The 17,563-nt window shown below is 72.7% G+C and carries 14 protein-coding genes; 9 read left to right on the top strand and 5 right to left on the bottom strand.

The window, feature by feature from the left end:
• Positions 1-168 precede the first annotated feature (168 nt).
• Both AMK10_RS22835 and AMK10_RS22830 read left to right on the top strand, forming a co-directional pair.
• On the top strand, positions 169-1,026 hold the full coding sequence (locus AMK10_RS22835) for an AfsR/SARP family transcriptional regulator (protein ID WP_079180832.1): 858 nt from the start codon (positions 169-171) through the stop codon (positions 1,024-1,026).
• 61 nt (positions 1,027-1,087) lie between these two features.
• Positions 1,088-1,708 carry an N-acetylmuramoyl-L-alanine amidase gene (locus tag AMK10_RS22830; protein ID WP_073749758.1) on the top strand — a complete coding sequence of 207 codons (621 nt, stop codon included), beginning with the start codon at positions 1,088-1,090 and terminating at the stop codon, positions 1,706-1,708.
• A gap of 141 nt (positions 1,709-1,849) precedes the next feature.
• Here AMK10_RS22830 and AMK10_RS37740 read toward each other — a convergent pair whose 3' ends face one another.
• The 4 genes from AMK10_RS37740 to AMK10_RS22810 all read right to left on the bottom strand — a co-directional run bounded on the left by AMK10_RS37740 (position 1,850) and on the right by AMK10_RS22810 (position 6,584).
• Positions 1,850-2,716 (bottom strand): peptidoglycan-binding domain-containing protein, encoded by an 867-nt coding sequence (locus AMK10_RS37740; RefSeq protein WP_073749757.1) that lies wholly within the window; start codon positions 2,714-2,716, stop codon positions 1,850-1,852.
• Positions 2,717-2,803: 87 nt separating this feature from the next.
• On the bottom strand, positions 2,804-4,351 hold the full coding sequence (locus tag AMK10_RS22820; RefSeq protein WP_241839636.1) for an esterase/lipase family protein: 1,548 nt from the start codon (positions 4,349-4,351) through the stop codon (positions 2,804-2,806).
• 297 nt (positions 4,352-4,648) lie between these two features.
• Positions 4,649-5,584, bottom strand: a complete 936-nt coding sequence (locus AMK10_RS22815) for a LysR family transcriptional regulator (RefSeq protein WP_073749755.1) — start codon at positions 5,582-5,584, stop codon at positions 4,649-4,651.
• Positions 5,585-5,648: 64 nt separating this feature from the next.
• Entirely contained in the window at positions 5,649-6,584 is a 936-nt protein-coding gene (locus AMK10_RS22810; protein ID WP_073750162.1) for a DMT family transporter, read from the bottom strand.
• Positions 6,585-6,824: 240 nt separating this feature from the next.
• Here AMK10_RS22810 and AMK10_RS22805 point away from each other — a divergent pair, with 240 nt between their 5' ends.
• The 7 genes from AMK10_RS22805 (at position 6,825) to AMK10_RS22775 (ending at position 16,433) form a co-directional block, all read left to right on the top strand.
• Positions 6,825-7,919, top strand: coding sequence for a PP2C family protein-serine/threonine phosphatase (locus AMK10_RS22805; protein WP_073749754.1), 1,095 nt, complete (start codon positions 6,825-6,827; stop codon positions 7,917-7,919).
• A gap of 135 nt (positions 7,920-8,054) precedes the next feature.
• Entirely contained in the window at positions 8,055-9,710 is a 1,656-nt protein-coding gene (locus tag AMK10_RS22800) for an ABC transporter substrate-binding protein (RefSeq protein WP_073749753.1), read from the top strand.
• Between the two features lie 53 nt (positions 9,711-9,763).
• A complete protein-coding gene (locus tag AMK10_RS22795) occupies positions 9,764-11,944 on the top strand; it encodes an alpha/beta hydrolase family protein (RefSeq protein ID WP_073749752.1) in 2,181 nt (726 codons plus the stop codon).
• Positions 11,941-13,011 carry an ABC transporter permease gene (locus tag AMK10_RS22790; RefSeq protein ID WP_079180831.1) on the top strand — a complete coding sequence of 357 codons (1,071 nt, stop codon included), beginning with the start codon at positions 11,941-11,943 and terminating at the stop codon, positions 13,009-13,011. The genes AMK10_RS22795 and AMK10_RS22790 overlap by 4 nt, the downstream gene beginning before the upstream one ends.
• The gene (locus AMK10_RS22785; protein WP_073749751.1) at positions 13,008-13,838 is read left to right on the top strand and encodes an ABC transporter permease; all 831 of its coding nucleotides are present in this window, start codon (positions 13,008-13,010) and stop codon (positions 13,836-13,838) included. The genes AMK10_RS22790 and AMK10_RS22785 overlap by 4 nt, the downstream gene beginning before the upstream one ends.
• Entirely contained in the window at positions 13,838-15,751 is a 1,914-nt protein-coding gene (locus tag AMK10_RS22780) for an ABC transporter ATP-binding protein (RefSeq protein ID WP_073749750.1), read from the top strand. Before AMK10_RS22785 ends, AMK10_RS22780 begins: the two co-directional genes overlap by 1 nt.
• A 73-nt stretch (positions 15,752-15,824) precedes the next feature.
• Complete coding sequence (locus tag AMK10_RS22775; protein ID WP_241839635.1) at positions 15,825-16,433, top strand: helix-turn-helix domain-containing protein; 609 nt, start codon at positions 15,825-15,827, stop codon at positions 16,431-16,433.
• Between the two features lie 59 nt (positions 16,434-16,492).
• Here AMK10_RS22775 and AMK10_RS22770 read toward each other — a convergent pair whose 3' ends face one another.
• Positions 16,493-17,512, bottom strand: coding sequence for a bile acid:sodium symporter family protein (locus AMK10_RS22770; protein ID WP_073749749.1), 1,020 nt, complete (start codon positions 17,510-17,512; stop codon positions 16,493-16,495).
• Between the last annotated feature and the right edge of the window lie 51 nt (positions 17,513-17,563).

Genomic DNA, 17,563 nt, shown 5'->3' with positions numbered 1-17,563 from the left:
GTCGGAATTGAACCCGCTTCGCCATTCCTCCCGCGCCGGAGAAGTGCCGGCGCGAGGGCGAGGTGACGGAACGTCAGTACGGGCAACTCCACTGGACCGCACCCGCACGTCGAGACGTCCGGCGGCTCCCGGTGGCCCTCGGCCGCCGCGGCGGCGGAAGGCACCGACATGGGATACGACGCGTGGAACGATCCGCCGTCCCGGACCCCGGTCTCGCGCGGGCCACGGCGCCTGGTGAGCGTCGAGCGGCCCGGTGTACGGATCGCTGTCCTGGGCGGCTTCGGAGTGTGGGTGGGCGGCGAACCGGTCGCCGTTCCCGGGGGATCGGAACGCGTGCTCGCCTTCGTCGCCCTGCGCTGCCGGGCCGCCGTCCCCCGGCACCTGATCGCGGGCACCCTGTGGCCCGAAGCCTCCGAGCACCGTGCCCACGCCGATCTGCGTGCGGCCCTGGCCCGCTCGCAGGCCGGCCGAACTGCCCTGGAGATCACCGCCGCCGAGGTGTGCCTCGCCCCCGGAACCACCGTGGACCTGCACCGCGCGCGCCGGACGGCACAATGCCTCCTGGACCCCGCAGGACCGCACCGGCTTCCCGAAGCCCCGCTGGACGCGGTCCGCGTCCTCTCGACCGACCTGCTGCCCGGCTGGTACGAGGACTGGGCGCTGTCAGAGGCCGAGGAGTGGCGCCAATTGCGTCTGCACGCCCTGGAGACGCTCGCCGCGCGGCTGGGGGCGGCCCGGCGGTGCGCCGAAGCCGTCACGGCCGCACAGGCGGCGGTGCACGCCGAGCCCCTGCGCGAGAGCGCCCAGACCTGTCTGGTCAGGGCCCATCTCGCGGACGGCAACCCCTCCGAAGCACTGAACGCGTTCACCCGGTACGCCCGTCGGCTGCACGAGGAGTTGGGCCTCGAGCCCACGGAGCGGCTGCACCGGCTGGCCGCGGGTGATGCCCGGCCCGCACGGGCGCCCTCCGCGTCACGGTCACGCGGCGGTCACGCGGAGGTCACGCGCCGCCGGGAAGAGTGGTAGGGGCAGAGGCAGGCCCGCCTCGGCTCCGGGGCGGGCTCGACATCTTCTTCCGAGGAGAACCATGGCCACCCCACTCTCAGCAGACCGGTTCCTCGCCGCGCTGCGTTCCGGAGGGCTCACCGTGGTCGAGCACCGGTCGTGGCGTACACACAACCGCAACCACAAAGGGCTCTGGGGTCCTGTGCACGGGGTGATGATCCACCACACGGTGACCTCCGGTACGACGGGGAGCGTGGACCTGTGCTGCAAGGGCCACTCCGCGCTGCCCGGACCCCTGTGCCACGGGGTCATCGCGAAGGACGGCACCGTCTACCTGGTCGGCTTCGGCCGTACCAACCACGCGGGTCTGGGTGACGGCGACGTCCTGCGCGCGGTGATCGACGAGACCGCCCTGCCACCGGACACGTCCGCCGACACGGACGGAAACGCACGCTTCTACGGCTTCGAGTGCGTCAATCTCGGCGACGGCCGCGACCCGTGGCCCGAAGCGCAGGTGGAGGCCATCGAGAAGGTGGCCACCGCCGTCTGCCGGGCCCACGGCTGGAGCGAGCGCAGCGTGATCGGCCACCGGGAATGGCAGCCCGGCAAGGTCGACCCCAGGGGGCTCGAGATGAAGGACCTCCGCCGGGGCACCCGCAAGCGCCTGGCCCTCGTGGTGCCCGGGGTCCCCGTGCACCACTAGCGGATCACCGACGGCCGGTCCCCGGACCGGCCGTCGGGCAGCGTTCCCGCCCGACGGCCGGATCACCGGGCTTTCCGTGGTCCGAGGACCGTCGGCCGGCCCCGGGCCGGTTCGGCCGGACCCACGAGCAGCTCCGTTCGGTCAGACCCCGAGCACCGTGAAGCCCGCGTCGGTGAGCCGTGAGCTCAACGCGGCGAGGGTCGCCGGGTCGTTGAAGGCCCCGTTCTGCTCCAGCCCGTGGTCGGCCTGGAACTGCCGGACGGCTGCCTGGGTCCGGGGCCCGTCACCACCGTCCTGGCGTCCCGGCCTGTAGACGATCAAGGCGAGCAGTGCTCCCTGCACCCCGAACACGTCGGAGAGGTCGAGCGCCAGCCGGTCGGCGGGCAGCCCCTGGTCCTCGACGCTCCGGGCCAGCAGGAAGTGCGACCGGTCGAGCTTGTTCCGGATCCTGATCGTTCCCTCGTCCGGAGTGAAGTGGCATTCGTCCGCCGCGCCGCTCCAGTCACGCACCGACACATGCTGCTGGAGCTTGGGGAACGTGAACGCGGGCCCCAGGGCCCAGCACATGCTCAGCGTCGCCAGCTGTGCGTTGGCCGGCCACGAGGCGAAGCCGGCGAAGTCGGGGCGGGCGGTGAGGAACGTCTCCATCTGGTCCAGCTTGGCGAACACATGGCGGTCGATCTCGTCGTCGTCCACGTGCAGCGAGGTGAACGGGGGCTGGAAGGCGAGGTGTCCCTGGGAGGCCAGATCGAGCCGCGCCTTGACGGCGTCCCACTCGGAGGCGACGAGGTCCGCCGAGACCGGGGAGCCGCCGGAGTCCCGCCACGCCAGCTCTTCGGCCAGCGCGAGCGAGGCCGACCGCTCCGCCGCGCTCGGGGCCGAGTTGGCCGCGGCGGTCTCATCGATCTTGTTGCCGATTCCCGTGCTCACCCAGCCCTTCTGGTCGAGGTACATGAAGTTGACACGGCCTTCGAGCGGGTCGTTGAACCTGATCCATTGGTCACGCACACATTGATGCATGGTGTCGTCCTCTACGTACCGCGTCGATGGGCGAATCCTTGGTCGGTGGTGCCCGGCAGTCGAGGGGAAGGACGATCAGCTCCACGGGGAGACGACGAGCCGGACGTTCGCACCCTCCCCGAGAATCGGCCAGGCGCTCTCGGGGAGGGGGATGTGCGCGATCCAGGTGCCGCTGCCGGGGTCCTCGTCGCTCAGCGGCTCTCCGCTGAGGTCGAGATCTCGTATGGCGCCGGGGACGGTGGAGTTCCACGCGGCCCAGATGCCCGCCCCGGACTGCCTCGTGCCGATGTCGACGATGAGTATGTCGTCGAAATCAGCGGCCTGTTCCAGGTGATCGTTGAACAGGAAGATTCCACGGCGCTCACGCAGTGTCAGCATCCGCAGATGCAGGGCGTAGCGCATCGCGGGGCTGTCGGGCGGACGTTCGAGCGCGCTGCCGAGGAACACGGTCGTCAGGGCGACTGCGCCGTCGGACCGCTCGTCGTCCGCCGCCTGTTCCGGCTCCTCCGGGGGCCTGCCCGACAGCTGGATCGGACACCAGTGGGACGCCAGCCGCTCGTGCATCACGATGGGCATGCCGCGCACGGACAGCTGCACCTCCGCCTGCCAGCCGACGCAGTCGCCCTCCGGAGGCAGCCGGTGGCCCACGAGGGAGGCCTCCACCCTGCGGTCGCCGAAGAGGAACCGGCGCAGGTTCTGGTACCCCTCCTCCGAGTTGACCAGCCCGTAACGGCCGCTGTGGCTGCGGTGCACGAAGGCGGTGTGCGCCCCCGGCACCCGGGCGTTCTCGATCTGCACCAGCCCGTCGCTCCTGGCCCCCACGGCAGCCGCCGAGAGGCCCCGCGCGACGTCGTAGTCCTGCGGATTCGTGCCCACCAGGCAGAACACCCGGTCCCTGGGGAAGGCTCCGTCGCCCTGGGGCATCTCGCGAGCGCTCCAGCCTTCGGGCGGGCCGTCCGGGTCCGTCTGCGCGGCGGGCGTCAGATACTCGTACATCCGCCGGGGGCCGAAGATGTCCGCACCGTTGATGCCCACGGCGTCGCGCACCTTCTCCAGCACTCCGAACCCGACGTCGAAGGCGATGCCGCCGTGCGGAGTGCCGTAGGTGAAGAGCTTGTCCACGCAGTCGGCGGGATCGCGGCCGAGGTCGGGCAGCACCTTCTGCAGCAGACAGCGGCAGATGAGACCGCCCATGGAGTGGGCCACGAGGTGGACGCGCGGGGCGCCGCTCTTGGCCTTGAGCGTGTCGATCAGTGTGAGGAGGTCCGACGCCGCGTCCTCCAGCCTGAACGCTGAGGGTTCGCCGCTCCAGGTGCTCGCCGAGGGGTCGTAGAAGCGATGTATCCAGACGCTGTCCGACGGAATCGTCTCGTGGCTCTGGAGATAGGCGTCCTGGCCGCCTTCGACGAGGATCTCGTATCCCTCGTCGAGATGCAGCCTCAGCAGGGGGCTTTCGAACTGGTGGAATCCGGGCTGGTTGTCGACGCCCACGCGCACATGGGTGGACCCCTCGTTGAATCCGTAGAAAGGGTCGTCGACAACGCTGTTGATCCCTGAAGTATCCCCGGCGAATCCGCGAACATAGACGAGGGGGAATTTCATCCGCTCAGATGTGACGTTCATGAGCTGCTCCGCGGCGTATGGCCGACGGTCCCCGAAATCGGGTGTCATGCGCCCGTTGAATCGTCAATCGGCAGCAGTGGGACCGCCGGGGGCGTCGAATTCATCTCAAGTGTATGACTCGGTTTCGGCCCGGACCACCGGGGGAGCCACGCCCTGACGAGGCGTCATATGCGGACCGGGGGCGTGCGCGCCACGCAGGGCCCTTCGCGAGTGCCGGGGCATCGAGTTCCGCGAACCGGAACGGCGCTTCGCGTCCTCCGGGCCGTCGCATGTGATCTCGCTCGGGTCGGGGGATGCCTACGAGAGCCGCCCGGTGCCGGGGGTTGCGGGCGGGTTGTGTAGCAGTTCCAGGACGCGGCGCAGATCGGGGTGTTTCCCGGTTCCCGCACGGCTGACGGTGAAGATGGTGCGGGAGACCGGCTGGAGCAGGGGGTGGAGGCTGAGGGACCCGGTGGTGTCGGGCAGGGCCATGCGCGGGATGAGGGCGGTGCCCGCTCCCGCGGCGACCAGGGCCGCCAGTACGGCGAAGTCGCTGCTGCGGGTTCTGATGTCCGGGACGAACCCGGCTGCGCCGCAGGCACGTTGGATCATTTCGTAGCAGGAGGTCTCCGGTCCTGGGGTGAGCCAGGGCAGGTGTGCCGTGTGGGACAGGTCCGCCGGCTGCCCGGGCGCCAGACCCAGCTCGCCGGCCTGGCGGGGGTGCAGGGCGAGCAGCACCGGTTCTTCCATGAGGACGGCCTGCTCGCACGTGGTGGGGAGGCTGCGGGGCAGCACGGTGTAGCTGTGGACCAGGGCGAGGTCGGTCGAGCGCTTGTGCAGTTCTTCGAGGGCTTCGTCCGGTTCCTGCACGGACAGCCGCAGCGACAGGCCCGGGGCCGGACCGAGGTCGGCCAGGTGTTGCCACAGAGGTGCGACGAGGGCGCGGGCGGCGGAGGCGAAGGCGGTGATCCGCACGATGCCGTGCCGGCCGCTCTGCAGGGCGGCCAGGCCGGCCTCGGCTGCCGCGAGTTCCGCCAGGATGATCTCGGCATGGGCCACCAGCAGTTCCCCGGCCGCGGTCAGCCGCAGGGTGCGTCCCCGCTTCTCCACCACCGGTGTGCCGGCCTCCTTCTGCAGGGCGGCGAGGTGCTGGGATACCGCTGGTGGAGTCAGGTGGAGAGCCTCCGCGGTGGCCGCGACGGTCCCGTACGCGGCGAGGTGCTGGAGGATGCGCAGACGGCGTACATCGAGCACGGTCTGCTCCTTTCCTGGTTTCGGGCCGGGCCGGAGCCGGTTCTCCGCGACGCGGTGCAGGGTCTCACCTCGTGGCGACCGGCCGGTCGGCCGCTGGGCGGCCGGGGGCGGCTCCCTGCTCCCCGCGGCGCTGCGCCGGCCCGCGCCGGTTGATCATGATCACTCCCGCGACGCCGATCGCTCCGCCCACCAGCTCGACGAAGTGGGGCACCTCGCCCAGCCAGACGAAGGAGATGATCAGGGCCGCTGGCGGGACCAGGTACAGGGCGGCGGTGGAGGCGGCGAGCGGCAGCCGGGCGACCGCGTAGGCCCAGATGACGAAGCCGAGAGCGGAGGGGAGCAGACCCAGATAGAGCGCCGAGGCCAGGGCGTCGGCCGGGGCGTGCAGGGTCGCGTGCCAGGTGGCGGGGCCCAGCGGCAGCGCGAAGACCGTGCCGGCGACCATCGCGTAGGTGGCGACCTCCAGGCCGGTGTAGTGGCGCAGCAGTGGCTTGGTGGCGACGTGGTACACCCCTTGGACCACAGCGGCGGCCAGGATGATGAGGGCGGAGGCGGTGAACCCGCCGGTGCCCCTGGCCATGCTGACGACGGCCGCGCCGGCCATCGCGACGACACTGCCGAGGACGATGTTGCGGCTCAGCCGTTCTCCGAGGAACAGACTTCCCAGCAGCACGCTGAAGGCGGGGACGATCGCGATCAACAGGCTCGCCGTACCGGCCGCGACCTCCACTTCGCCCCAGTTGAGCAGGAGCTGGTAGGCGGTGATCCCGGTCGCCCCGCACAAGGCGATCATGGGCAGATCGCGGGACCGGGGTATGCGGACCTTCGCGAACGGTGCCACCAGCAGCAGCGCACCGGCGGCGATCACGATCCGCAGGAACGACAGCGCCTGCACCCCCAGGCCGTCGATGCCGACCCGGATGGCGGGAAAGGCCGAGGCCCACAGGACCACGGTGCCGGTCAGGGCGAGGAAGCGGGGGGAGATCAGGCGTGAGGACATGCCGTCCAGCATCGCCGCCCGGAACGAAAAGTTCCATTTAGTCTTTGCGGTGGAAACCTTAAGTACTGCTTATTCGTGAGTCAGAGGTGCGCGGCTTGCTGCTCCTCGGTCGGGTCGTGGAAGCGCGGGGTGAGGCGGAGGCGGGGCGGCGCGAACGCGGAGGTCTGCTGTGCGCCCGCTCGGGATGCGGCGGGGCGTCACTGCGGTCAGCGTGGGGGAGTGCCGCAGCTGCTGAGAACCATGTGGATCCCCGTAGGTCTCATCGTCATGGCCGTGGTGATCGACCTCGTCACCCCGCAGGATGTGACGTCCGCGCCGCTCCTCATGGCGGCGCCCGTCGCCGCCGCGCCGCTCTGCGGCATCCGCGGGATCGTCGGGGTGGGGCTCGTCGCGATGGCCGTGCACGCGTTCCTCGCCTGGATCGACGGGACCTTCGGCTGGCGTGCTGGTGTGGCCAACCAGATCACCCTGGCGGGCGTCACGGTGCTCGCGGTGCTGATCCACCGGACTCTGCGCAGGCAGGACGCCCGCGCCCGGCGCGCCCAGTACGTCGCCGCGGTCGCCCAGCAGGCCGTGCTGCCCAGGCCGCCCTCCCGGCTGGGCGACCTGAGCATCGAGGCGCGGTACGTGCCCGCGGAGAGCGAGGCCGCGATCGGCGGGGACCTGTACGTCGTGCAGAGCACCCCGTACGGAATCCGGGTCATGGTCGGTGATGTGCGGGGCAAGGGGCTCGGGGCGGTCAGCGCCGTCAGCGCCGACCTCGGCGCCTTCCGGTACGCGGCGGACGAGGCCGAGGACCTTCCCCAGCTGGTGCGGCGACTGGAGCGGGCCCTGCTGCGGGAGGGGGAGCGGCGCGGTGGGCAGGAGCGGGCGGAGGGCTTCACCACCGCGCTCATCGCGGAGTTCTCCGAAGACCTGGCCTGGGTGCGGCTGATCAACCGTGGCCACCCGCCGCCCGTCGTCCTGGACGCGAGGGGCCGTGCGACACGCCTCGACTCCTCCGAGGAGGCGCCTCCGCTGGGAATGAGCGACCTGGGTGCCTGGTCCGCCCCCGTCGACAGCTTCCCGTTCCCGGCGGGCGCCACCCTGCTCTGCTTCACGGACGGCATCACCGAGGCGCGGGACGCCGCCGGGGACTTCTACGACCCCGTCGTCCGTCTGCCGCTCGCTCTCGGTGGGGTGCCGCGTTCCGGTCAAGGCCTGGCCCCGGGCCACATCCTGGACACGCTGATCGAGGATGTCCGGCGGCACACTGGCGGCCGGCCGCAGGACGATCAGGCGCTGCTCGCGCTGTCCCGTGCGCACTCCGGGGCGAATCTCGGTAAACCCTCTTGAATCGGGCGTAAATCTCCCCAACTGCCCTCCTCTCGTGCGCCCATAAGACGCTCGTTGACGTCCTCAAAGGAATTCGTATACTGGCCGAGCCCAATTGGGCAGTATCAATGGACATCTTGAGACGGGTGGTTCCTGATGAACGCGGAGCCGGGCGGCAGCCTCAGCCGACGGAACGTGCTGCGGATCGCTGGAGCGGGCATGGGCCTGCTGGCCGCCTCGGGTGTGCTCGCCGCTTGTGCGCCGCAGCCCGCGGCCTCCGGTGACGACGCCGCGGGGACCGGCTCCGGTACGGGGGCGCAGGGCGCCGACGTGAAGATCGACCAGCTCACGCTGGCCCTTCCCTCGTCCCTGTCCAGCCTCGATGTCGGCCGCGAATCCGGCGTGCTGAACTACCTGGTCGCCGCACTCGCCCAGGAATCACTGCTGTCGGTCAGCCCCTCGGGCGAGCTCGGACCCGGCCTCGCCTCGTCCTGGAAGCAGCCCGACGCCCGGACGTACGTCTACACCCTGCGCCGGGGCGTCGTCTTCGCGGACGGGACCCCGTTCACCGCCGACGACGTGGTCGCCTCCATCGAGGCCATCCGCGACCCGGACAACGGCTCCGCGCTCTCCTACGCCTACGCGGGCGTCAGCTCGGTCAAGGCCACCGGCGACCTGGAGGTGACGATCCGGCTCACCGCGCCCGACGCGATGTTCGCCTGGACCACCACCGCGGGCGGACTCCTCGTCAGCAGCCGTACCTTCCTCAAGCGCAACAAGGGCAAGGTCGGCACATCACAGACCCTGCTGCTCGGCACCGGTCCGTACCGCATCACCGAGTTCGCGGCCGACGACCACGTGCTGCTGGAGCGCAACGACGCGTGGTGGGGCGAGAAGCCCGCCGTGCAGAAGCTCAAGCTCTCCTTCGTCCCCGACGCCGGCACACGGCTCGTCGCGATGAAGTCCAAGGCCGTGGACGGCGCGCTCGGCCTCGCCTCGGACGAGGCCCGCAGCTGGGAGTCGGCCGCGCGTGTCACCTACACAGGTGACCGCTCGGTGGTCTCCCTGGCCTTCGACACCTCCAAGGCCCCCTTCGACGACATCCACGTCCGCCGCGCCTTCGCTCACGCCGCGGACCGCGCGGGCATGGTCAAGGGCCTGCTGCACGGCAAGGCCGAGGTCGCCGACGCCCTCCCGTCGCCCGACATGTGGGGCGACCTGATGCCGGCGGACCAGGTCCGCTCCGGTTACGACGCGATCCCCGCCCTCGGCTTCGACCTGGACGCCGCACGCGCGGAGCTCGCCAAGTCGGCGTCGAAGGACGGCTTCACGGCGGAGCTGCACTACCCGGGCAGCGGACCGCAGCTCGGCAAGGCGGCGCTGGCCCTGGCCGCGGCGCTGAAGAAGATCGGCATCACGCTGGACGTCAAGGAGATCACCCTCGAACAGTGGGTGTCGGAGCTCGGCTCCGGCAAGCAGCCGCTGCAGTTCCTGTGGTACTTCCCGGTCACCGGCGACCCGGCGGAGCTCGCCGACCCGTATCTCAACGCCGCCGCCACCGCCACGAACATCGCCCACTACGACAACGCCGCCGTGAACTCCGCGCTCGACAGCGCCAAGAAGTCCACGGACCCCGCCGAGCGCGGGAAGCTGCTGATGAAGGCGGTGCAGGAGGCGGGCCCCGATCTGCCCTACCTGCCGCTCTGGTGGGCCCAGAGCGCGACGGCGCTGTCCAAGGACATCGTGCTGCTGGAGCAGGGGCCGTACGCCCTCATCGGCCCCTGGGCGACCCGCGTCCGCAAGGCCGCCTGAGAGCCCGACCATCCCCACGGCGCCCCGCGCCGCGGTACCACGAACGGAGACACATGACCGGCACCGCCGTGCCATCGCAGCGGCACGCCGCACCCGCCGTGCGGCGTGCCCGCGAGGCGACGCTGCGGCTGACGCACCCGGTCGAAGCCCGGATCAGCCCCGACGGCCGGGCGGTCGCGGTCACCGCCGCGGGCCCGCTCCGCACCGAACTGGTGCTGTCGGCCGTCCCGGAGGCGTTCCACGACGCCCCCGGGGCGCCGGTGCCCGCGGGCCCCCGGGACGTCTCCGTGGACCGCCACAGCCCCCGCTGGCTGCCCGACTCCCGCACCCTCCTGCACATCGCGGAAGCGGCGGACGCCGGACACCCGGAGCTGGCCGCACTCGACACGAGGACCGGAGCCGTCCGCTCCGTCGCCACCGCCCCGGGCGCGGTGGAGGAACTCCTCGTCTCCGACGACGGCACCCGCGCGCTGCTCCTCTGCGCTGAGGACGGCGCCGAGCGCGACGGCATGAACCTGGGGCTGCCCGTGCGGCTCGGCGCCGCACCCGCCCCCGAACGCTTCACCGCGGGCAGCGGTCGCCGCTCCGTCTGGACGGTCGAACTGGCCGACGGCACGGTGCGCGCGGCGGGACCCGCCGGTCTGACGGTGTGGAACGTGGCCTGGCGCGGTGGCGCCACCGCCGTCGCCACGGTCTCCGAGGAGACCCTGCCCGCCGGCTACTACGACGCCCGGCTCGCCGAGCTCGACCTGTCGGCCCGCACCGCGCGCACCCTGCACATTCCGGACGGACAGCTCGCCGCGCCCGCGCTCTCCGCCGACGGACGGCTCGCGGCGGTGTGCGAGGGGATATCCATCGTCTCCGGCCGCCCTCTCCTGGCGGACCTCGGCTCCGGCACCGTTCGCACCCTGGAGGACGTCGAGGACGCCACCTGGCTCCAGTTCGACGACCGGGCCGAGCCCGGCACCCTCTGGCACGCGGGATGGGACGGCACCGGCTCCCTGGTCGGCCGCGCCGGCACACGGCTCTGGTCCGACGAGGCGACGCTGAGCGGAGCGGGCTTCCAGCCCGCGCTGTCGCTCGACGCGCCGGGCCGGCTCGCGGCGACGGTGCTCGACGCGCCCGGGCGCCCCGCCGAGGCGGTCGTCGCGCGCACTGACGGGCCCGGTGCCTGGGACTGGACTCCCGTCACCTCGCTCAACCCCGGTGCGGGACACGCGCCGACGCGGACCACCGCGACGACCTGGAGCTCCGACGACGGCCGGCAGGTCCGAGGGCTCCTGCTCCGGGCCGCCGGGCCCACCGGCGGCGAACCCCTTCCCCTCGCGGTGCTGGTGCACGGCGGACCGGCCTGGCTCTGGTCCTCCATGTACGCGCCGGGCGACGTGCTGGGCCTGGCCCCCGCACTGGCCGAGGCCGGCTATCTCGTCCTGCTCCCCAACCCGCGCGGCAGCAGCGGCGCCGGCCGGGAGCACGCGCGCGCGGTCGTCGGTGACGTCGGAGGCGGCGACCTGGAGGACGTGCTCTCCGGGGTCCGCCACCTCGTCGCCGAGGGCCTCGCCGACCCGGGCCGTGTCGCCGTGCTCGGCCACAGTTACGGGGGACACCTCGCCGCCCTCGCCGCCGCCAGGACCGACGTGTTCGCGGCAGCCGTCGTGGTGTCCGCCCCCACGGACTGGCTCAGCTTCACCCACACCAGCAACATCGGCGGCGGATACGACCGCACCTACCGCATCGGCTCCCCCCGGGACCCCCTGGAGTGGTGCCGGCGGTCCGCCGTGTTCGCCCAGGGCGGCAGCGGTACGCCGACGCTGATCGTGCACGGCGCGGAGGACCGGGTCACCCCGGTCGGCCAGGCCCACGAGCTCTACCGCTCGCTGCTGCGCGCCGGCCGGGCCCCCGCCGAACTGCTGGTGTACCCGGGCGAGGGCCACGAGTTCACCGACCCCGCCCACCTCCTCGACGCCGTCACCCGTGTCGGGGAATGGCTCGACACCCATCTCGGCGGGGCCACCCCGGCACCGCCGTCCCCAGCCGCCGCACCGGGGCCGGCTTCCCCCGGCCCGAACCCCCGTGCGGCTTCCCCGGCCGTGCCGGAGGACGACTTCCCCCGGTCCACCTCCGGCACGGCCACCCCCTCCGCCTCCGGCACGTCCGAGACGGTCTCCGGCACGTCCGAGCCGGCCCCCGGTACGGCCGATCCGCTGACCGGCACGTCCGAGGAGCGCCGATGACCGCCGTACGCGTGAGCGCACGTCTTCGCGCCGGGCTGCCCCTCGGCTTCGTGCTGCGCAGGATCGCGGGCACGGCCGTCCTGCTCCTCATCCTGTCCGTCGCCGTCTTCGCCCTGCTCCAGGCCGCCCCCGGCGACCCCGCGCAGACCCTGCTCGGCCCGCGGAGCGCGACCCCCGAGGCGCTGTCCGCCGTGCGCGCCCGCTACCACCTCGACAGCCCGCTGGCCGCCCAGTACTGGTACTGGCTCAGCGACGCGGTCCGGCTCGACCTGGGCACGTCCATCCGCACCGGCGAGAGCGTCGCCTCCGCGATCGGCGGCCGGCTCGTGCTGACCGGTCAGCTGGTCGGCCTCGGCCTGCTCGTCGCCCTCCTGCTCGGACTCCCGCTGGGTGTCCTGGCCGGGCTGCGCAACCGGCGCACCACCGACCGGGCGGTCCAGAGCCTGGGCGTGATCGCCCTCTCCACCCCTGCCTTCGCCAGCGGACTCGTGCTCATCTACGTGTTCTCGCTGATGCTGGGCTGGTTCCCCGCGTACGGCCCGGGCGAAGGCGGCGACCGCCTCACCCACCTCGTACTGCCCGGCGTGGCGCTCGGCCTCGCGGTCACGGCGGTGCTGCTCAAACTCACCCGCGCCGCGGTCGTACGCGAACTGGAGCGCGAACACGTCACCTTCGCCCGCGCCCGGGGCGTACGGGAGCGGGACATCCTGCTCCACTACGTGCTGCGCGGCACGCTGGTCCCGGTGCTCACCGGGGTGAGCCTCGTCATCGCCTACCTGCTCGCGGGCACCGTCATGGTGGAACAGGTCTTCGCCCTCCCGGGCCTCGGCTCGCTCCTCGTCGACTCCGTCACCTTCCGGGACGTGCCCGTCGTGCAGGCCGAGGCACTGCTGCTCGCGGCCCTCGTCTGCGCCGCCAACCTCGTCACCGATCTGGTCCAGCCCCTGCTGGACCCGCGTCTGCAGACGGCGCCGGCCCCGAAGGCGCCCCGGCCCGGAGCGCCCGAGGCGGCCCAGGGGCAGACCGTGCCCGCGCTCGCCGGAGCCATCGAGAAGGACGGCCGATGAGTACCCGCACACGCCGCTTCCCCGGCGCCTCCCCCCTGGTCCTGTGCGGCGGCGCCGTGCTGATCCTGCTGGCGCTCGCCGCAGCCCTGGGGCAGACGCTCCTGCCCGGCTGGGACACCCAGGACCTGGCCACCGGCGTCACGATGCCCGGCGCCGGACACCTGCTCGGCACCGACGAGCTGGGCCGCGACATCGCCTCCATGGTGGTCGCGGGCGCACGCTCCACGCTGGTCGGCGCGGCCCTCGTCGCGGCGGGCTCGATGGTCATCGGCAACGTGCTCGGGCTGCTCGCCGGCTACCGGGGCGGCTGGATCGACGCCCTCGTACGCCGATGGGCCGATCTGCTGCTCGCGCTCCCCGCCCTGCTGGTGACGATCGTCGTCGCGGGCATCGGCGGCGGCGGTTACACGCTCGCGGTCTGCGTGCTCGTGGTCCTCACCTCGCCCGCCGACATCCGGCTCGTCAGGTCCTCCGTCCTGGAACAGCGCCACCGGGCCTACGTCGAGGCCGCCGAGACGCTCGGGCTGTCGCGCTTCGCCGTGATGACCCGGCACATCTGGCCGAACGTCCTGCCGGTGGCCGTCGCCAACGCCCTGCTCAACTTCGCGGGAGCCGTCGTCGCGCTCAGCTCGCTCTCCTTCCTCGGCCTCGGAGTGCCGCCCGGCGCCCCCGACTGGGGACGCATGCTCTCCGAGAACCGCACGCTGCTGTACGACAACCCGTCCGCCGCGCTGGCACCCGCCGTGCTCATCGTCCTGGCGGCCGTGGCGCTCAACCTCCTCGGCGACCGGCTGTTCGAGGCGTTCTCCGACCGAGGGAGGTCCTGATGACAGCGCGCGGGGCAACCGTGTCCGCCGTCCCCACGAAGACCGCGGAGCCGGACGGGCCCCTGCTCGCCGTGGACGGGCTGAAGGTCGCGGCGACGGCGGGCTCCGACGGACCCGTCACCATCCTGGACGGCGTCTGTCTGACGGTCGGCCGGGGCGAGTGCGTCGGCATCGTCGGCGAGTCGGGCAGCGGCAAGTCACTGGCGATGCGCGCCGTCGCCGGACTGCTGCCCCCGGGCACGGCGGCCACCGGCGGTTCGGTACGGATCGCGGGCCAGGAGGTCCTGGAGCTCACCCCGCGAGCCCGCCACGCGCTGCGCGGACGCCGCGTCACCCTGCTGATGCAGGACCCGTTCACCATGCTCCACCCCCAGCTGACCTGCGGACGCCAGATCGCCGACGGTCTGCGCGAGCGCCACGGCGCACTCGGCGGACGCGCAAACGCGCCGGCCCGCCGCGCCGAGGTGGCGCGCAGGCTGGCCGAGGTGGGGCTCGGCCCCGAGATCGCCGACCGCCATCCGCACGAACTGTCCGGCGGCATGCGCCAGCGGGTCGCCGCCGCGGCGGCCCTCGCCGGGGACCCCGAACTGCTGATCGCCGACGAGCCCACGACCGCGCTCGACGCCGCGAACCAGCAGGCGGTCCTCGACCTCCTGCGCGGCCTCCAGCGTGACCGGGGCATGGGACTCGTCCTCATCAGCCACGACCTGCGGGTCGCGTTCTCCGCCTGCGACCGGGTGTACGTACTGTACGCGGGCGCGGTGCTGGAGCAGGGCCGGCCGGACGAGCTGGAGGCGTCGCCCGCTCATCCCTACACCGCCGGACTGCTGGCCTCCGAGCCCTCGGTCCGTACGCGCTTCGCCGAACTGCCCGCCCTGCCCGGCTTCGTGCCCCCGCCCGGGCAGCGCACCGGTGGCTGCCCGTTCGCCGGCCGGTGCGCCCACGCGGCGCCCGAGTGCCGGACCACCCCGCTCGCACTGCGGACCGTCGCGGGGAACCGGCAGTCCGCCTGCCTGCGGCTGCCCGAGATCGGCGACGCCCTGGCGGCGCCGGGCGACCGCGCACCCGCCACCGACGCCGCGCCCGCTCCCGTACGGGACGAGGAAGCGGTGCTGGCCGTCACCTCCGTGGACCGGACGTTCCGTTCGTCGGGCGGCGACCACCCTGCCCTGCGGGACGTGAGCCTCACGGTCGCCCCCGGCTCCGTGACGGCCCTGGTGGGGGAGTCCGGTTCGGGGAAGACGACGCTCGCCCGGATCGCCATCGGCCTGGAGACGTTCGACAGCGGAAGCGTACGGACCGGAGGCATCGCGCTGCCGCCGGGCCGCCGCCCCGGCACGGCGGACCGGCGCGCCCTCGCGGGCCAGGCGCAGATCGTCTTCCAGGACCCGTACTCCTCGCTCAACCCCCTGCGCACGGTGGGCGCGACGCTGCGCGAGGCGCTGGCCGCCCGGGCGGGAGGGCGTGCCCGTGACATCGCCGCCTCCGACGTGGAGCGGCTGCTCTCCCAGGTGGGACTGCCCCTCCCGTACGCCGCCCGCCGTCCGGCCGCGCTCTCCGGCGGAGAACGCCAGCGGGTGGCGCTTGCCAGGGCGCTGGCCGCCCGGCCCCGCCTGCTGATCTGCGACGAAGCGGTCGCGGCCCTCGACGTCTCGGTCCAGGCCCAGCTGCTGAACCTGCTGGACTCGCTCAGGCGCAGCGAGGGGTTCGCGATCCTCTTCATCACGCACGACCTGGCGGTGGTGCGGCAGATCGCCGACCGGGTGGCGGTCATGTACCAGGGGCGGATCGTCGAGGAGGGAAGCGTGACCGAGGTGCTCGACGCCCCGGTCCACTCGTGGACCGGGCGGATGCTCGACGCGCTGCCCGGACGGACGGCCGGCCAGGAGCCGACAGGCACCGACGAGGGCTGACGGCCCGACAGACGCACCGCTAGAGTGAGGGGCTGACCTGCGCCCGGCCGAGATCGCGAGGAGGAACGGAACGGTGGACACACCCGTCACGGCGACCCTGCCCGCACCGGCGCGCCCGCTGGCGCCGCAGGCCGGACCCGGGACCGTACGGTCGTCGCTGGCGTCCAACCTCAACCGCCGCAGGCTGGCCCGGGGGCTGAGCCTGCGTGAGCTCTCGGCCGCGACCGGGGTGAGCAAGGGGCTGCTCTCCCAGATCGAGCGCGCCGAGGCCAACCCGACGGTCGACGTGCTGGTGCGGATCGCCGACGTACTGGAGACCAGCGCCACGGACCTGCTGCGGCAGCCGATGCTGCGCCCCGAGATCGTCCGGGCCGGGGACCTGCACGAGCCGGACGACGAGACCTCGGTCAATCTGCTGTTCGCGGGCCGGGGCGAGGGCCGCATCGAGATCTACCGCTCACGGCTGCACCCGCACGACACCAGCCAGGTCAGCTCGCACGGCACGGACTCCGTCGAATACGTGACCGTGCTGTCCGGCAGGGCGACCCTGGTGGTGGACGACGTCCCCCACCAGCTGGAGACGGGCGACACCGCACGGTTCTCCGGGCTCAGCAGCCACTACTACACGACGCAGGACTCACCCGCCGTGACCCAGACGATCGTGAGCTACCCCGGCGACTGACGGTCACCGCGCCGGAGCGCCCGGCCGGGTCGGTCCCGGCCGGGCGCTCCGTGCGTCCGTCAGGCGCTTTCGGCGGTCGCGGTGCCCAGCGGGGGACCGGCGTCCTCGGACGCCGCCTCGTCGCGCCGTGACCGGTGGGCCATCCATGCGGCGACCAGGGCGCCCGAGATGTTGTGCCACACGGAGAACACCGCGGCGGGCAGGGCGGCCAGCGGGCTGAAGTGGGCGGTCGCCAGCGAGGCGGCGAGCCCGGAGTTCTGCATGCCGACCTCGAAGGCCATGGCGCGGCTGGCGGGCTTGCCCAGCCTGGCGGCCTTGCCCGCGGCGTAGCCCAGCGCGAGTCCGAGGCCGTTGTGCAGCACCACGGCTATCAGCACGGTGAGCGCGGCCGACTTGATCATGCTGGCGCTGCCCGCCACCACGGCGCAGACGATCGCGGCGACGGCCAGCGAGGACAGCCACGGCATGACGCCCAGCACCCGGTCGACGGCCTTGCCCGCGACGAGCCGCACCACCAGGCCGCCGAGGACCGGAAGCAGCACGGTCTTGAGGATGTCCGTGATCATCGAGCCGGCGTCCACCGGCAGATAGGCGCCGGCCAGCAGCAGCGTCAGCGGGGGCGTCACCAGCGGAGCCACCAGCGTGGAGACGGTGGCCACGGAGACCGAGAGCGCCACGTCGCCACGGGCCAGGAAGGTCACCACGTTCGACGCGGTGCCGCTCGGCGCGCAGCCGACCAGGATGAGACCGGCGGCGAGCTGCGGAGGCAGCCCGAGCAGATGGGCGATGGCCCAGCCGAGCCCCGGCATGATCACGTAGTGCGCGACGAGGCCGATCGCCACGGCCCACGGACGCTTCGCCACACCCCTGAAGTCGAGCGGGGTCATCGTCAGCCCCATGCAGAACATGACGATGCCCAGCAGGTACGGGACCGATTCCGTCCAGCCGGTGAACGTCCCGGGAGTGACGAGACCGGCCACGCCCGCCACGAGTACGAGGACGGGGAACACCGTGACGGCGCGCCTCGCCCCCTTGTCGTCGGACACGGCTTGATCAGGGGTTTTCTGTTCGGTTTGCACAGCCGCGATGAGACTCCCGGGGCCCCTGCCTCCGCAAACGCGTCTCATCAT

Origin of the sequence: Streptomyces sp. CB02058 (assembly GCF_001905505.1) — a bacterium.
In the GTDB taxonomy this organism is placed as follows: Bacteria; Actinomycetota; Actinomycetes; order Streptomycetales; family Streptomycetaceae; genus Streptomyces.
Note: the sequence above shows the minus strand (reverse complement) of the source record. Positions and strands in the feature narration are given on the sequence as shown.

Excerpts from the sequence above, each read along its gene's own strand:
- AMK10_RS22835 (WP_079180832.1), top strand. The coding sequence starts at position 169 with ATGGGATACGACGCGTGGAACGATCCGCCGTCCCGGACCCCGGTCTCG.
- AMK10_RS22830 (WP_073749758.1), top strand. The coding sequence starts at position 1,088 with ATGGCCACCCCACTCTCAGCAGACCGGTTCCTCGCCGCGCTGCGTTCC.
- AMK10_RS22820 (WP_241839636.1), bottom strand. The coding sequence starts at position 4,351 with ATGAACGTCACATCTGAGCGGATGAAATTCCCCCTCGTCTATGTTCGC.
- AMK10_RS22810 (WP_073750162.1), bottom strand. The coding sequence starts at position 6,584 with ATGTCCTCACGCCTGATCTCCCCCCGCTTCCTCGCCCTGACCGGCACC.
- AMK10_RS22805 (WP_073749754.1), top strand. The coding sequence starts at position 6,825 with ATGTGGATCCCCGTAGGTCTCATCGTCATGGCCGTGGTGATCGACCTC.
- AMK10_RS22800 (WP_073749753.1), top strand. The coding sequence starts at position 8,055 with ATGAACGCGGAGCCGGGCGGCAGCCTCAGCCGACGGAACGTGCTGCGG.
- AMK10_RS22795 (WP_073749752.1), top strand. The coding sequence starts at position 9,764 with ATGACCGGCACCGCCGTGCCATCGCAGCGGCACGCCGCACCCGCCGTG.
- AMK10_RS22790 (WP_079180831.1), top strand. The coding sequence starts at position 11,941 with ATGACCGCCGTACGCGTGAGCGCACGTCTTCGCGCCGGGCTGCCCCTC.
- AMK10_RS22785 (WP_073749751.1), top strand. The coding sequence starts at position 13,008 with ATGAGTACCCGCACACGCCGCTTCCCCGGCGCCTCCCCCCTGGTCCTG.
- AMK10_RS22780 (WP_073749750.1), top strand. The coding sequence starts at position 13,838 with ATGACAGCGCGCGGGGCAACCGTGTCCGCCGTCCCCACGAAGACCGCG.